The organism is Streptomyces sp. NBC_00523, assembly GCF_036346615.1.
Taxonomy (GTDB): domain Bacteria; phylum Actinomycetota; class Actinomycetes; order Streptomycetales; family Streptomycetaceae; genus Streptomyces.
Genome location: NZ_CP107836.1, coordinates 4,104,363 through 4,119,543, shown reverse-complemented (window position 1 = coordinate 4,119,543; position 15,181 = coordinate 4,104,363). Strand labels below are relative to the sequence as shown.

Here is a 15,181-nt window from a genome sequence, read left to right as displayed (position 1 = left end):
GACGCGTCTCGCGGAGACGCGGTTCTCACAGGTGGGCGAGCTTCTCCAGCACGGGCGCCGCGTTGCGCAGCGTCTCCCACTCGTCCTCGTCCAGGCCCTCGGCGAGCGTGGTCAGCCAGGCGTTCCGCTTCTTGCGGCTCTCGGCGAGCATGGCCTCGGCCTGCTCGGTCTGGCTGACCATCTTCTGACGACGGTCATCGGGGTGCGGTTCCAGCCTGACCAGCCCCTTCGATTCCAGCAACGCGACGATGCGGGTCATCGACGGCGGCTGGACGTGCTCCTTGCGGGCCAGCTCACCCGGCGTGGCGGAACCACAACGGGCGAGCGTCCCGAGCACCGACATCTCGGTCGGGCTCAGCGACTCGTCGACGCGCTGATGCTTCAGGCGCCGGCCGAGCAGCATGACGGCGGAACGGAGGGAGCTCACGGCGGCGGCACTGTCGCTGTCGTGGATCAGGTCAGGCATGTTTGTTAGCGTAACTCATTACCTACCCTAAAGACCACTTGTGGTACACGCGCGAGAGGGAGATCACTCCGCCCGTCCGGATCGGCACGGGGCGTGAACGTGGCGGGTTTACCAATCGATCACCCAAACGAGTGAGCCGGTGGCGGAAAATCTCGCGCGGCGGGCCCGTGGGGCGTAACCCTGCTTGGCATGGGATCGACAGTGCTCAGCCTGCGCATAGACGGTGAGCTGCTCGACCGGCTCAAGCAGCATGCCGCAAAACGCGGAATGAGCGTCCAGGACTATGTGGTCCGGACGCTCATTCGCGACGACTTCGACGAGCGCTTCCAGTCGGCCGTCGAGGAGACGGAGAAGTTCTACGGGCCGGAGAAGCTCTGCCCGGCGGACGGCGTACCGGCCGAGGAGGTCAACTGACCCCCCGGGGCCGGACCGCGCCCCGCCCCTACGTGAGGCCGAGCGCCGGCATCATGTAGTAGAAGACGAAGACCGCCGACACCGCGTACATCGCGGCGGGCACCTCGCGGCCCCGGCCGGAGGCCAGGCGCAGCACGGTGAAGGCGATGAAGCCGATGCCGATGCCGTTGGTGATCGAGTACGTGAACGGCATCATGACCATGGCGAGGAACGCCGGGATCGCGAGCGTGAAGTCGTTCCAGTCGATGTCCCGCACCGAGCCCGCGATGATCAGGAAGCCCACCGCCAGCAGGGCGGGGGTCGCCGCCTGCGAGGGGACCATGGTCGCCAGCGGCGTGAGGAACAGCGCCACCGTGAACAGCAGGCCCGTGACGACACTGGCCAGACCCGTACGGGCGCCCTCGCCGACGCCCGCCGTGGACTCCACGAAGCAGGTCGAGGCGGAGGAGGAGCTCGCACCGCCCGCGGCGACCGCGACACCGTCCACGAAGAGCACCCGGTTGATGCCCGGGAAGTTGCCGTCGGCGTCCGTCAGCTTGGCCTCGTCGCCGACACCGAGGATGGTGCCCATCGCGTCGAAGAAGCAGGACAGCAGCACGGTGAAGACGAAGAGGATGCCGGTCAGCACGCCGACCTTGTGGAAGCCGCCGAACAGGCTGAAGTGACCCAGCAGCCCGAAGTCCGGCGTGGCCACGGGGTTGCCCGGCCACTCCGGCACGGTCAGGCCCCACGCCTCGCCCGGCAGGTCCGCGACCGCGTCGATGATCAGCGCGACGACGGTCATCGCCACGATGGAGATCAGGATCGCGCCCGGCACCTTGCGGACGATCAGGATCAGGGTGAGCAGCGCACCCAGCACGAAGACCAGGACGGGCCAGCCGTTGAGGTGGCCGTCGGAGCCGAGCTGGAGCGGCACGGTGGTGTGCGCGGCGTCCGGGATGCGGGAGACGAAGCCCGAGTCGACCAGGCCGATGAGCAGGATGAACAGGCCGATGCCGATCGCGATGCCCTTGCGCAGCGAGCCCGGTACGGCGTTCATCACGCGCTCCCGGAGCCCGGTCGCGACGAGCAGCATGACCACGATGCCCGCGAGGACCACCATGCCCATGGCGTCGGGCCAGCTCATCCGGGGGGCGAGCTGGAGGGCGACGACGGTGTTGACGCCGAGGCCCGCGGCCAGCGCGATCGGCACGTTGCCGATGACGCCCATGAGCAGCGTGGAGAACGCGGCGGTGAGCACGGTCGCGGTGACCAGCTGGCCGCCGTCGAGCTGGTGGCCGTACATGTCCTTCGCGCTGCCCAGGATGATCGGGTTCAGCACGATGATGTAGGCCATCGCGAAGAAGGTCGCGAATCCGCCGCGGATCTCGCGGGCGACCGACGACTTCCGCTCGGAGATCTTGAAGAAGCGGTCCAGCCCGTTGGTCGGCTGGGGAGTCGGGGCATCGACCGGAGCGGTGGCCGAGGGGGACATGTATGACCTCAGTACGTGCCTAGAGGGGATCAAAAGTGGTCAGCTTTGGACTTTCACACGAATAATTCGAGCCAGCCGTAAGCAGATTCAGTATGAATACATAAGGCGAAGATCGCTATCTCCGCGCGTAGACCCTTGGGCCGACTGGCCCGACGAGGCTTATATACGCGACGCATACACTGGCCGCATGGCGAAGTGGACACCCAAGCACGAGGCACCGGAGCCCCTGGAGGGCCCGGTCGTCGCGACCATCACCGGCGGCACGATCCTCTGGTTCGTCCTCTTCCTCGTCCAGATCCCGTTCTACAGCTGGTACGACGACCACGGCCATCTGTGGTGGGTGTGGACCTGCCTGGCCGGCGCGGGCCTCGGCCTGATCGGCATCTGGTACGTACGGGGCCGCGACGCGGCCCTCAAGCGCGCGGCGGCCGCGGCGACGGCGGCGGACCCGCAGGCCGACTGAGGCGGAGCCCCGTACCGTCGAACCATGACGCAGCGGGCATCCGAACTTTCCGGGGAGCAGCGCGCCGGCGCACCCGGGCGCGGGCTGACGGCGGCCGAGGTCGCCGAGCGGATATCGCGGGGCGAGGTCAACGACGTACCGGTGCGGTCCTCGCGGTCGCTGACCGAGATCGTCCGGGCCAACGTCTTCACCCGGTTCAACCTGATCATCGGCGTGCTCTGGGTGATCATGCTGGCCGTCGCGCCGATCCAGGACAGCCTGTTCGGCTTCGTGATCATCGCCAACACCGGCATCGGCATCGTGCAGGAGTGGCGGGCCAAGAAGACGCTGGACAGCCTCGCGGTCGTCGGTGAGTCGAAACCCGTCGTCCGGCGCGACGGGAAGGCCGCCGCGATCCACACCTCCGAGATCGTCCTCGGCGACCTGATCGAGCTGGGCCCCGGGGACAAGGTCGTCGTGGACGGCACGGTCGCCGAGGCGGACGGCCTGGAGGTGGACGAGTCCCTGCTCACCGGCGAGGCGGACCCGGTCCTCAAGAAGACCGGCGACACGGTGATGTCCGGCAGCTTCGTCGTCGCCGGGGGCGGCGCGTTCACCGCGACGAAGGTCGGGCGCGAGGCGTACGCGGCACAGCTCGCCGAGGAGGCGTCCCGCTTCACGCTCGTACGGTCCGAGCTGCGCAGCGGCATCTCGACCATCCTGAAGTACATCACCTGGATGATGGTGCCGACCGCGACCGCCCTGGTGATCAGCCAGCTGGTGGTCAAGGAGCACAACTTCAAGGATTCCATCGCCCGCACGGTCGGCGGGATCGTCCCGATGATCCCGGAGGGGCTGGTCCTGCTGACCTCGGTCGCCTTCGCGATCGGGGTCGTACGCCTGGGCCGCAAGCAGTGCCTGGTGCAGGAGCTGCCCGCCATCGAGGGCCTGGCCCGGGTCGACGTCGTCTGCCTGGACAAGACCGGCACGCTCACCGAGGGCGGCATGGACGTCACGGAGCTGCGCCCGCTGGGGGACGCCGAGGAACCGTATCTGCGCCGCGTCCTGGCGGCCTTCGGCGCGTCCGAGCCCCGTCCCAATGCCAGCCTCCAGGCCATCATCGACGCCTACCCGGCGCCGGAGGACGGCGCCTGGACGACCACCGGCACGCTGCCCTTCTCCTCCGCCCGCAAGTACAGCGGCGCCGCGTTCACCGAGGACGGCGGCGCCTCCTCCGCCTGGCTGCTCGGCGCGCCCGACGTGCTGCTGTCCGAGGACGACCCGGCGCTCGCGGAGATCGGACAGCTCAACGAACAGGGCCTCCGGGTGCTGCTGCTGGCCCGGGCGCGGGGCGAGCTGGACGCGCCGGACGCGGCCCGGGGAGCGGATCCGGCCGCCCTCGTCGTACTGGAACAGCGGCTGCGGCCCGACGCGGGGCAGACCCTCGCGTACTTCGGCGAGCAGCGGGTCGCGACGAAGGTGATCTCCGGGGACAACGCGGTCTCGGTCGGCGCGGTGGCCGCGAAGCTCGGGATGGAGGGCGCGGAGCATCCGCTGGACGCGCGCCGGATGCCGGAGGACACGGACGAGATGGCGTCCGCGATGGAGCAGAACGCGGTGTTCGGCCGGGTCACCCCGCAGCAGAAGCGGGAGATGGTCGCCGCGCTCCAGTCACGCGGGCACACGGTCGCGATGACCGGCGACGGCGTCAACGACGTCCTCGCGCTGAAGGACGCCGACATCGGCGTCTCCATGGGCTCGGGCTCCGAGGCGACGCGCGCGGTCGCCCAGATCGTGCTGCTGAACAACAGCTTCGCGACCCTGCCGTCGGTCGTCGCCGAGGGCCGCCGCGTGATCGGCAACATCACCCGGGTCGCGACCCTGTTCCTGACGAAGACCGTGTACTCGGTGCTGCTGGCCGTCCTGGTGGTCTGCTTCCAGGTCGAGTACCCGTTCCTGCCGCGCCATCTGACCCTGCTGTCCACGCTGACGATCGGCGTCCCGGCGTTCTTCCTGGCCCTCGCCCCGAACAAGGAGCGCGCGCACCCGCACTTCGTACGCCGCGTGATGCGGTACGCGATCCCCTCGGGCGTCATCTGCGCCGCCGCGACCTTCGTGATGTACCTGATCGCCCGGCACCACTACTCCGGCACGGGCGCCCTGGACGCGGAGACGAGCGCGGCGACGCTCACGCTGTTCCTGGTCTCCATGTGGGTCCTGGCGATCATCGCCCGCCCGTACACCTGGTGGCGGATCTGCCTGGTGGCCGCGATGGGCCTGGCGTTCCTGGTCGTCCTCGCGGTGCCCTGGCTCCAGGACTTCTTCGCCCTGAAGCTGGTGGGCACCCAGATGCCGTGGACGGCGGTGGGCATCGCCGTGGTGGCGTCGGTGGCCCTGGAGTACGCGTGGCGGCTGGTGGGCCGCCGCTTCGGAGGGTGAAACGGCGGCCCGGGCCGGGCTACTTCACGTCGACGTAGTCGCCCGTGGCGGTGGCGGCCGGGGTGGTGGACGTACCGGCGAAGGTGTAGCGCCAGTAGCCGTCGACCGTGGCCTTCACGGTCGTCCTGGCGTCGCCCTTGTTGTTCGTCTTGACGGTCTTCACCGTGGTGTAGGTGCTGCTGCCCTTCTTACGGAACTGCAGCTTCACGGACTGGCTGGTGTAGCCGTGGTACTTGAGGTCGTCCCAGTTGGCCCGCGAGAGCCAGCCGGTGACGGTGATGGTCTTGCCCTTCTTGACGGGCTCGGGGGAGGCGTTGACGGTCTGCTTCGACGCGCGCTGCACGAGGGTGGTGCCCAGCTTGTCCTGGACGACGAAGCCGATGTCCTCCGGATCGGCCTTGTCCGGGTCCTGACCGTTGAGCGCGACCGCGTAGCCCACGGCCTTCCACTTCGTGGCGTCGGCGTTGCCCAACAGGTCGAACTCGGGGTAGACCGCGATGTTCCCCTTGCAGGTGGCGACCGTGGCGGACACCTTCTTGCAGACGGGGGAGTCGTCGCCGTAGAACTCGTTGGCCGGGTTGTCGAACGAACCGCGGTAGAGCCCGACCTCCAGCATGAAGTCCTTGGCGAAGATGTTCACGTCCGCGGCGTGCGTCACCGTGAAGGTGGTCGGGACCCGCTTGGTGTACGTGGTCCCCACCACCAGCGGCTTGCCGCCGTTGACCGTGAACTTCGAGAAGGTGAGGGCGAGCGGAGCGGGCTCGCCCTCGGGCGCGGCGGAGCGGGCTCCGGACTTCGCGCCGGTGTGCGCGGCGGCGGACTGCGCCGCGCGCGCCAGCTCGGCGATGCTGCCGGTCGAACCGTGCGCGCCGTCGGCCTGGGCGGCCGACGGAAGGGCGAGAGCGGAAAGGGCCAGGGCGCCGCTGACAGCGGCCACGGTGGCACGTATGCGCATGTTCGTTCCCCAAGGTGGAGAAGGGGGCCCGCCGCGACGGTCGTCGCGCGGGCCCAAGGGTGTCTACGGAGCCTGATGGCTCAACAGACGAGACGGCCCCCACCTGTGAACGGTTGTGTGCTTCCTGAGACTTTTTTGTGAAGGCACCCTTCCGGTTCGCTCAGTCGAACCAGCGGTCCCGTGCCAGCTCCTCCGTACGGGACGGGTCCTCCAGGAGCGCCGCGACCTCGAAGCGGCGGGGCCACTGGGCGGCGGCCCAGGCCAGGCCCGCCGCGACGCCCTCCAGGGTCGCGGCGTGCACCACGCCGTCCGGGGTGCGGCGCCAGTCGAGTTCCACGCCGCCCGCGCGGAGTTCGCCGTGCTCGATGTACGTGGCCGGGGTGGCGGGCCCCAGCAGGACGCGGACGGACTCGGGCACCTCGTGCTCCTCGCCGTCGCTCGTGACCTCGGCCGCCACGGTCTCGCCGAGCCGCCGCACCTGGAACAGCTCGGCCAGCTCCGCCGCGTGCGCCGGGGCGACGGGCAGCAGCGGCAGCCCCTCGGTGAGCGGCAGCAGGTCCGGCGCGTCGGCGATCACCGCGTCCGCCGCGTCCACCACCCGCACCTCCCCGTCCACGACCGCCCGCAGCTCGTCCGGGAGCGTGACCTGGTCCGGGTCGAGCGCGGACAGGGCGGTGTACAGCGCGTGCAGCTGTACGGCGCTGACCGGGCGGTCCGCGTCGGCGAGGCGGCCCAGCAGCTCGGCGGCCCCGCCCGGCTCGTCCAGGAGGGCGGCGACCGACGTCCGTACGCCCAGGGCGCGCAGCACCTCGGCGTCCTCGAATCCGGTCGCGTCGGCGGAGTCGTAGAGCCCCGCGAGCCGGGGGTCCCCGCCGTGGGTGCGCAGGCCCGCCGGGCGGCGGCCGTCCAGCACCGGGTGGCCGCGCAGCCACCAGGCGGTGTACGGGCGGACGGACTCCGTGGTGCCGTCCGGGAGCAGCACCCGGACCGGCTGGGTGAGCGCGTCCCGCAGCGGCGGCCGCGCCAGCATCGCGAGGGCCTGCGGCCAGGCGTCGTCGTCCACCAGGTCCAGATCGCGTACGGCGACGAGCTCGGTCGCGACCGGCGGCACCGGGCTGTCCGGCAGCTGGTCGAGGATGTCCTCGCACCACACGTCCACCGCGTCGAGCAGCCCGGCGTCGTCCGGCTCCGCGAAGTCGCTGTCCCGGGGCTCCAGTTCGTCCGGGTCCAGGACGACATCGGTGGCCCGTACGAGCGCGAAGGTGGCGAGCACCCCGCAGGCGGTGAGCGGCTGTTCGCCCCAGCGCTCGGCCAGCTCCGCGTCGCACAGGGCGAGTTCGCCCTCGCGCATGACCTGGGCGAACGGGCTGTCCGGCAGCACGAGTTCCCCGGCGGGGGCGAGTTCGCCGTCCTCGTCGGGCAGCGCGAGCGCGCCGAGCCAGGGCTCCTCGCCCGGTTCCAGGGCGGCGTCCCGGGCCAGGGTGAGCACGGTCTCCGCCAGCTCGTCGCCGTCGAGCGCGTCCTCGTCCCAGATCTCGCCCGCGTCCAGCGACCCGGCGACGGCGGCCCGCACCTGCGGGGTCGTCAGCACGGCGCGCGGGGTGGCGGGCAGGGCCCCCAGCTTCTCCAGGAGCGGATGCGCGGCGTCCGGATGCGCGACCTTGAGCCCGAGCCGCCCGAGGCGGTCCAGGACGGGCCCGGACAGGGCGTCGGGGAGCGGGAGGAGGACCTGCCGGGGGCCGATGGTGGTGCGGGGAAGCGCGGGCGCTTCGGGGTCGCCGGAGGGGGTGTCCGGGCCGCCCCTGGCCAGTCCCGTACCCGCGCCCGCCAGCGGAACCGGGAGGCCCGAGAGGCGGTCCGGGTCCACCCCGGCCAGGCTGTCGTAGAGCCGCCGCCACCAGGCGGGTTCGCGTTCCAGGCCGGCCAGGCGGTCGATCGCCTCGGTCAGCGGGACGCGGGCGACGCCGAGCGTGCGCAGCTCGACGCGCCGTTCGAGCCCGGCGGGCAGCAGGCACGGCAGCACCTCGGCCAGCACGGCGACCGTCAGCGTGCCGGCGCCCTCCACCACCTCGGCCTCGACCGGCCGCAGCCCGACCGTGTCCTTGCGGACGCCCTCGTCCCAGCCGTCCCAGCGCTCCGGTTCGGCGGCGGGGTCGCGCGGGGCGGCGGGCTCCAGGAACGCCACACGCGGCAGCCGCTCCAGGATCGCGCCGCGCAGTGCGCCGTCCAGCACGCCCTGGCCCAGGGGGCCCGGGACCAGGGCGATCGTCGCGACGGACACCGGCTCCCAGTCGCCGAGCAGCTCCGCGTACGCGTCGGCGGCGCGCTGCACCAGGAAGTCGGTGAGCGGTCCGGGGGCGGGGTGCCTGCGGGTGGTGTCCAGCGGCAGCGAAGCGATGAGCAGCGCGGGCAGGCCGAGCGGTTCGTCGGTGGGCGTCGGCGCGTGCACGACGGGTGCGGTACGGGGGTGGACCGGGGCGCCGTCCGCGTCCACCGGGACGGCCCAGGTCACCGACCAGTGCGGGCGGAGGCGTTCCTCCAGCGGGCGGTCCGCGAGCAGGGCGGGCTCGATCGGGCCGTGGTGGACGGCGGTGCGCCAGCGGTTCGTCCCGTGCGCGGAGTCCTCGATGTGGGTGTACGGGCCGTGCTGGGAGCGGCGGAGGGTGCGTACGCCCTCCGGGGTCTCGACGACGACCTCTTCGAGCCCGGTCAGCGTGAGGAGCAGGGCGTCGTCCACGGCGGCCAGCAGCCGTCCGACCAGGTCCTCGGCGACGCCGTCGCGCAGGGGCAGCACGACGACGGTGTCGTAGCCGTCGGGCGCGGTGCCCTCGGCGGGCAGCGGGAGGCGCAGCAGCGGTACGTGGCCGTCGCGGCGGCGCAGCTCGTCGCCCAGGCCGGGGCTGCCGACGGCGGCCTCCCGGGCGAGTTCGCGGGCCTCCGCGAGGGACCAGCGGACGCCGCCGTGGCGGCCGGTGACCGCCGGCTCGTCGCTCACCGCGAGCACGGCGGCGAACCCGACGCCGAAGCGGCCCACGGCGCCCTCGTGCCCCTCGCGCTTTGCGGAGGCGCGCAGGGTGGACAGCGATTCGACGCCGGTGGCGTCCAGGGGGGCGCCGGTGTTCGCGGCGGCGAGGACGGCGGGGTGGCCGTCCACTGCGGGGTGCAGCGTGAGCCTGAGGCGGCCCGGGGTGCCTGCCCGGGCGGCCGCGTCGGCGGCGTTCTGGGCCAGCTCGACCACGAGGCGGTCGCGGTAGCCGCCGAGCGCGAGGTCCTCCTCGGCGTTGGCGTCCTCCCGGAACCGGGCGGGTCCGGCGCCCCAGGCGGCGAGCACGCCACGCCGCAACCGCGCGGTGCCGAACGGATCGCCCTCCGTCGCGTTGATGCCCATGCGCGTGCTCCCTCTCGGTCAAGGGTCAGGGACCCCGGCCCACGGTCCACGCGAACCCGGCCGACCTCACCCGAAGGCTTCCGTCCTCAATCGCCGGACAGGCTGGGTTTCACCACCTGCCCGCCCACTCCCGGCCTACCCGGCCGACACACTCAAGCCCGTCCGGCGATTGAGGACGGAACCGGTTCGCCGGAGGGACCCGAGGACACAGGGGCCCCGGGCGAAGTCCGGCTACGCGTCCCCCAGGTCCCCCGAGGCCCCCCGGGCCTCATCGTGCAACGCGTACTCATCCACCCGCATCGTGTCCAGCCGATGCGGCACCGCCGCCGGCGGCTTCGGCATGACCGCCGCCTCCGAGTGGCCCCCGCACCCGTACGACAGCGACACCACATGCCCGTCCGCCGGACCGAACTCGTTCGCGCACACCCCGAACGCCTGCCGCAGCGAGCCCGACAGCGGGACCAGGAAGGCGCAGGAGACGCACGAGGCCGGCGCGGCCTGTGCCATCGGGGTCTTCGGGCCGAACTCCTCGTCCCAGCGGTCCGCCGCCGAGTGCAGCCCGTAACGCGACAGCACCCGCGCCCGCCGCATGCCGAGCTCGTCCGCCACCGCCGCGATCGATCCGCGCACGGCCGGGTCCGGGCGCGTCGTCAGCTCCGCGTCCTCGACGTCCACCAGGTCGGCCAGCTCATCGGTGGCCGGCGCGTTCGGCAGCGGCTCGTCCGCCCCCGTGTAGCCCGGTTCGAGCCGCAGGTCGTCCGACTCGGTCGGCAGCAGGTCCCCCGGACCCATGTCCCCCGGCCGCAGCCGCTCGCTCCACGGCACCCACTCCGGCGCGAGCAGCGCGTCGGAGCCCGGCAGCAGCACGGTCTCGTCCAGGGTGACGTTCTTCGCGCGGGACGCACGGGCCACCGTCACGGCCCAGCGCCAGCCCCGGTAGCCGGGGTCCTTGCACTCGAAGTAGTGCGTGACGACCCGGTCCCCCTCGGAGACCACCGCCACATGCTCACCCACGATCCCCGGCGCGGCCGCCTCCTCCGCCGCCGTGCGGGCGAGGTCTACCGCCTCGGCGCACAAACGGTCGGGAGCGGGGGTACGGGCGGTACGGGCCGAACGGCCTCGCGTCGTCGCAGCACTCACAGGTCTCGCTTCTCTCCTACGCCAGTCTCACGAGCGCGCCAGCACATCGACCATCGATTTCGGCCATACGGTCGCGGACGGAGCGGACCTGAGGGCCGCGTCGACGTCCACACCCGTTGAGCCAACCTCGGGCACGCCTTCCGTCATCCATTCTGCGGGATCGACGAGAGGCGCGCGGCCGAGAACAACCGCCGGTGGCGCGCTACGCACGCTACCCTCTCCGCCGCTCCCCGCCCACCTGCCGTCCGAAACGCCGACGATTCCACCCCCGCGCCGACCCCGCGCAAGGCCGCTCCCGGACCCCCGCGCACGGCCTTTTCGCGCCGAACCGACGCCGCGCGCCCCGTCCCGGCACCGGCGCGGCACTGACCCGACGGGGCGGTCCGGACCGCGCCCCGCCAGGATGCCGGTTCGCGTTGCCCGGTCCTGGGGCACTATGACCAAGTGGCTTCAGCCAGGTCGCACGACGGTCCCGGCCCGCTCCGCAGTGCGGGCCGGTCGATCGGTCATGCCCTGCGCGTCCCCTTCACCGGCACCGCCCGCTCCATCCGCAAGGCAACCCACGCGCACGGCGCCGGCGAGAGCGGCCTCGGCAAGCTGATCGAGCTGCACGCGGTGAACGGCGCGGGCGATGTGATGATCACCGTCGCGCTCGCGTCCACCGTGTTCTTCTCCGTACCGACCGACCAGGCACGCGGCCGCGTCGCGCTGTACCTCGCGGTGACGATGGCGCCGTTCATCCTGCTGGCCCCGGTCATCGGCCCGCTCCTGGACCGCCTGCCGCACGGCCGCCGGGCCGCGATGGCCGGATCCATGCTGGCGCGGGCGGTGCTGGCGCTGACCATGTCGGGCGCGGTCGCCACCGGCGACCTGGAGCTGTACCCGGCGGCGCTCGGCGTACTGGTCTGCTCGAAGGCGTACGGAGTGGTGCGCAGCGCCGTCGTACCGCGCCTGCTGCCACCGAAGTTCTCGCTGGTGAAGGCGAACTCACGGGTGACCCTGGCCGGGCTGCTGGCCACCGGGGCCGCCGCGCCCGTCGGGGCGGGGCTCCAGACGATCGGCCCGCAGTGGCCGCTGTACGGCGCGTGCGCGATCTTCGTCGGCGGCGGGATCCTGGCGTTCACGCTGCCGCCCAAGGTGGACTCGGCGAAGGGCGAGCGCCGGGCGCAGCTCGTACCGCCGCACGGCGGAAGCGAGCCGCGGCCGTCCTCCACGAAGCCCGGAAACAAGACCGGAAACAAGACCGGGACCAAGAGCCGCGAGCGGCGGCCCGGACTGCGGTCGGTCGGCCCCTCCGTGCTGCACGGCCTCCAGGCCAACGCGGCGCACCGCGCGCTCTCCGGGTTCCTGATCTTCTTCCTCGCGTTCCTGCTGCGCGAGCACCCGCTCGCCGGGCAGAGCGCAGCGATCTCGCTGGGCATCGTCGGCGTGGCGGCGGGCGTGGGCAACGCGCTGGGCACGGCGGTCGGCTCCTGGCTGCGGGCGCGCGGCCCGGAGATCATCGTCGCCTCGGTACTGGCCCTGGCCCTGGGCGTGGCGGTCCTGGCGGCCGTCTTCTTCTCCACGGTCATGGTCGCCGCGCTCGCCGCGACGGCGGGGCTCACCCAGGCGCTGTCGAAGCTGTCGCTGGACGCGATGATCCAGCGCGACGTGCCGGAGGAGGTGCGGACCTCCGCGTTCGCCCGCTCCGAGACGGCGCTCCAGATGGCCTGGGTGGTGGGCGGCGCGATCGGCATCGCCCTCCCCCTCAACGGCGTACTGGGCATGTCCGTCGCCGCCGGGCTGCTCGCCCTCGGCGCGGCCGCCTCCGTACGGGGGCTGCTGGGCGCCGCGCGGCGCGGCTCGCCGCACCCCCGCGTGGCGTGAGCGGGAGCGACCGATAGCCTTCGGCCCATGACCGTTGCGTTCTTCTCCGGTAAGGGCCGTCGAATCGGCGTCGCTCTTGGTGCCGTGTCCGCGGGACTCCTCGTCCTCTCCGCCTGCGACAAGCCGACGCCGCTCGCCACCGTGACGGTCGGCGACAACTCGGTGAGCTCCGAGGCCGCCTGCTACAACGACGGCAAGGCCCTCAAGAACTCCGAGGCCCAGAAGTGCCTCAACAAGGAGGCGGAGAAGAGCATCAAGGTCTCGATGACCGACACGGTGCACTTCGGCGTCGACCCGGAGATCGCGGACAACGGCTGGACCCTCTTCCTCGACGGCCAGCGCGGCGAGCCCGAGCCCTCCAAGAAGACCTACCGGTCGATCAACGGCAGCGCCTTCTTCTCCACCCAGACCGAGGGGGCCGCGCCGAAGAACTCCCAGGTCAGCATCGTGGAGACCAAGGGTGCGAAGGTCATCGGCATCTGGCACTTCAAGCTGGAGAAGTCCGACTGACGTGCGTGTACTCGTCGTGACCGCGGTCCCGGTGGAACGGGACGCGGTCACGCGTGCGTACGGGGACGAGCCCGAGGTGCGCCGGGTGCGCGGCGCGGAGATCCACCGCGCCGGCCCGCTGGACGTGCTCGCGGGCGGCGCGGGCCCGGCCGCGTCGGCGGCCTCGGCGGCGTTCGCGCTGGCGGCGGACCGCTACGACCTGGCGGTCTCGGCGGGCATCGGCGGCGGCTTCGCGCCGGTCGCCCCGCTCGGCTCGCTGGCCGTGTCCCGCCGCGTCGTCGCGGCGGACCTGGGCGCTGACACGCCGGAAGGCTTCGTGCCCGTGACCGAGCTCGGCTTCGGCCGCGCCGCGCACCTCCCGCCCCGCTCCCTCGTACGCGCCGCCGCCGAGGCCACCGGGGCGACGGCCGGGGACATCCTCACCGTCTCCACCGTCACCGGCACGGCGGACCGCACCGCCGCGCTGCTGGCCGCCCACCCGCACGCGGTCGCCGAGTCCATGGAGGGCTTCGGGGTCGCGGAGGCGGCGGACCTGGCCGGCGTACCGGTCCTGGAGATCAGGGCCGTGTCGAACGTCGTCGGCCCGCGCGACCGCGACGCCTGGCGCATCGGCGACGCGCTGACCGCGCTGACCGAGGCGTTCGGGAAGCTCATACCCGTACTGGAAGGCTGGACCCGCCATGACCGAGACGACACCGCGGACTGACACGCTGCGCATCGCCTTCTCGCCCTGCCCGAACGACACGTTCGTCTTCGACGCCTGGGCGCACGGCCGGGTCCCCGGCGCACCGGCGCTGGACGTCACCTTCGCGGACATCGACCTCACCAACGGCATGGCCGAGCGCGGCGAACTGGACGTGCTCAAGGTGTCGTACGCGGTGCTGCCCTGGGTCCTGGAGGAGTACGCGCTGCTGCCGTGCGGTGGGGCGCTGGGCCGGGGCTGCGGCCCGCTCGTCCTGACCCGCGAGGCGGGCACCGACCTGACCGGGAAGACGGTCGCCGTACCGAGCGAGCGCTCGACGGCTTACCTGCTGTTCCGTCTCTGGGCGGCCGAGGTGGTGCCGGGCGGGGTGGGCGAGATCGTCGTCATGCCCTTCGACGAGATCATGCCCGCCGTCCGGGACGGCAAGGTGGACGCCGGCCTGGTCATCCACGAGGCGCGCTTCACGTACCAGAACTACGGCCTGCACAACCTGGCCGACATGGGCCGGCACTGGGAGGACACCACCGGCCTGCCGATCCCGCTCGGCGCGATCATCGCCAAGCGCTCGCTGGGCGCGGACACCCTGAAGCTCCTCGCCGAGTCCGTACGCACGTCGGTCCGCATGGCCTGGGACGATCCCGAGGTGTCCCGCCCGTACGTCACGGCCCACGCCCAGGAGATGGACCCGTCCGTCGCGGACCAGCACATCGGCCTGTACGTGAACGAGTTCACCGCGGACCTGGGCGAGGACGGCTACGCGGCGATCCGCGGCCTGCTGACCCGCGCGGCGGCGGAGGGCCTGGTGCCGGCACTGGCACCGGACGCGCTGTCGTTCGGCTGAGAGCCGGGCGTGTCCCTGTGCCGCTTCCCGGCCCGCCCGACGCAGAACGCGTCGGGCGCCTTCTTCAGATTCGGGTAGTCGAGCCGCGCGACCAGCTCGACCTGATAGCAGGCCATCGTCTCCTGGAGGTCGTCGGGGCGACCGTAGCGGGCGTGCGTGGAGAAGGTGACGACTGTGATGTCACCCTCCCGGAAGAGCCCGGCGACCTCGACGCCCCCCTCGTGCGGCACCGGAACGGCGGCCAGCCGCGCCTCGGTGAGCGGGGCTTCGCGGGAGGCGTCGAACAGCGCCCTGGCGTAGGCCCCGGCGTCGCGCTCCATGCCGGGGCCCATCTGGCTCTCGGTCGTGGTGCCGGGCGGTGGCGGTTCGGGAAGCGTCGCCATCACCCACACGAAGCCGATGACGACGACGGCCGCGAGGGTCCCGCCGCAGCCGGCGACGGCACGGTAGGTCGCGGACTGACGCGGCGGGGAATAGCCGGCGCTCATAGCGGTCCTTCGGCGCATCAGGGGGTGGCCTCCGCGCGTTGCGGAGGTCACCCCC

General features: G+C 72.4%; 13 protein-coding genes. 7 read left to right on the top strand and 6 right to left on the bottom strand.

All coding sequences use genetic code 11. The annotated features are described in order from the left end of the window. Positions 1 to 25: 25 nt before the first annotated feature. Positions 26 to 466: a MarR family winged helix-turn-helix transcriptional regulator gene (locus OHS17_RS18655; protein WP_018101514.1), complete on the bottom strand. Its 441-nt coding sequence runs from the start codon at positions 464 to 466 to the stop codon at positions 26 to 28. Positions 467 to 655: 189 nt separating this feature from the next. Here OHS17_RS18655 and OHS17_RS18650 point away from each other — a divergent pair, with 189 nt between their 5' ends. Beyond that, positions 656 to 880: a hypothetical protein gene (locus tag OHS17_RS18650; RefSeq protein WP_037821530.1), complete on the top strand. Its 225-nt coding sequence runs from the start codon at positions 656 to 658 to the stop codon at positions 878 to 880. A gap of 28 nt (positions 881 to 908) precedes the next feature. On the opposite strand, the gene OHS17_RS18645 is transcribed toward OHS17_RS18650, so the two are convergent. Next, a complete protein-coding gene (locus OHS17_RS18645; RefSeq protein ID WP_018101516.1) occupies positions 909 to 2,354 on the bottom strand; it encodes an NCS2 family permease in 1,446 nt (481 codons plus the stop codon). A gap of 187 nt (positions 2,355 to 2,541) precedes the next feature. Between OHS17_RS18645 and OHS17_RS18640 the strand changes: the two genes are divergently transcribed. Together OHS17_RS18640 and OHS17_RS18635 are read left to right on the top strand one after the other, a co-directional pair. After that, complete coding sequence (locus OHS17_RS18640) at positions 2,542 to 2,817, top strand: DUF2530 domain-containing protein (RefSeq protein WP_018101517.1); 276 nt, start codon at positions 2,542 to 2,544, stop codon at positions 2,815 to 2,817. Between the two features lie 24 nt (positions 2,818 to 2,841). Continuing rightward, positions 2,842 to 5,235 carry an HAD-IC family P-type ATPase gene (locus OHS17_RS18635; protein WP_330313086.1) on the top strand — a complete coding sequence of 798 codons (2,394 nt, stop codon included), beginning with the start codon at positions 2,842 to 2,844 and terminating at the stop codon, positions 5,233 to 5,235. A gap of 19 nt (positions 5,236 to 5,254) precedes the next feature. Here OHS17_RS18635 and OHS17_RS18630 read toward each other — a convergent pair whose 3' ends face one another. The 3 genes from OHS17_RS18630 to OHS17_RS18620 all read right to left on the bottom strand — a co-directional run bounded on the left by OHS17_RS18630 (position 5,255) and on the right by OHS17_RS18620 (position 10,718). Then, positions 5,255 to 6,190 carry a hypothetical protein gene (locus tag OHS17_RS18630; RefSeq protein ID WP_330313085.1) on the bottom strand — a complete coding sequence of 312 codons (936 nt, stop codon included), beginning with the start codon at positions 6,188 to 6,190 and terminating at the stop codon, positions 5,255 to 5,257. A 160-nt stretch (positions 6,191 to 6,350) separates the two neighbouring features. Next, positions 6,351 to 9,578: a sacsin N-terminal ATP-binding-like domain-containing protein gene (locus OHS17_RS18625; protein WP_330313084.1), complete on the bottom strand. Its 3,228-nt coding sequence runs from the start codon at positions 9,576 to 9,578 to the stop codon at positions 6,351 to 6,353. Between the two features lie 231 nt (positions 9,579 to 9,809). Next, complete coding sequence (locus OHS17_RS18620) at positions 9,810 to 10,718, bottom strand: DUF3027 domain-containing protein (protein WP_330313083.1); 909 nt, start codon at positions 10,716 to 10,718, stop codon at positions 9,810 to 9,812. A gap of 444 nt (positions 10,719 to 11,162) precedes the next feature. Here OHS17_RS18620 and OHS17_RS18615 point away from each other — a divergent pair, with 444 nt between their 5' ends. The 4 genes from OHS17_RS18615 to OHS17_RS18600 are packed head-to-tail and all read left to right on the top strand — an operon-like array spanning position 11,163 to position 14,638. Next, positions 11,163 to 12,584, top strand: coding sequence for an MFS transporter (locus OHS17_RS18615; protein ID WP_330313082.1), 1,422 nt, complete (start codon positions 11,163 to 11,165; stop codon positions 12,582 to 12,584). A gap of 27 nt (positions 12,585 to 12,611) precedes the next feature. Continuing rightward, positions 12,612 to 13,094, top strand: a complete 483-nt coding sequence (locus OHS17_RS18610; protein ID WP_330313081.1) for a DUF2771 domain-containing protein — start codon at positions 12,612 to 12,614, stop codon at positions 13,092 to 13,094. 1 nt (position 13,095) lies between these two features. Next, positions 13,096 to 13,800 (top strand): futalosine hydrolase, encoded by a 705-nt coding sequence (locus tag OHS17_RS18605; protein ID WP_330313080.1) that lies wholly within the window; start codon positions 13,096 to 13,098, stop codon positions 13,798 to 13,800. After that, positions 13,775 to 14,638: a 1,4-dihydroxy-6-naphthoate synthase gene (locus OHS17_RS18600; protein WP_330313079.1), complete on the top strand. Its 864-nt coding sequence runs from the start codon at positions 13,775 to 13,777 to the stop codon at positions 14,636 to 14,638. Before OHS17_RS18605 ends, OHS17_RS18600 begins: the two co-directional genes overlap by 26 nt. On the opposite strand, the gene OHS17_RS18595 is transcribed toward OHS17_RS18600, so the two are convergent. Then, entirely contained in the window at positions 14,551 to 15,126 is a 576-nt protein-coding gene (locus tag OHS17_RS18595; RefSeq protein WP_330313078.1) for a hypothetical protein, read from the bottom strand. The two genes, OHS17_RS18600 and OHS17_RS18595, sit on opposite strands and share 88 nt — an antisense overlap. Positions 15,127 to 15,181 lie beyond the last annotated feature (55 nt).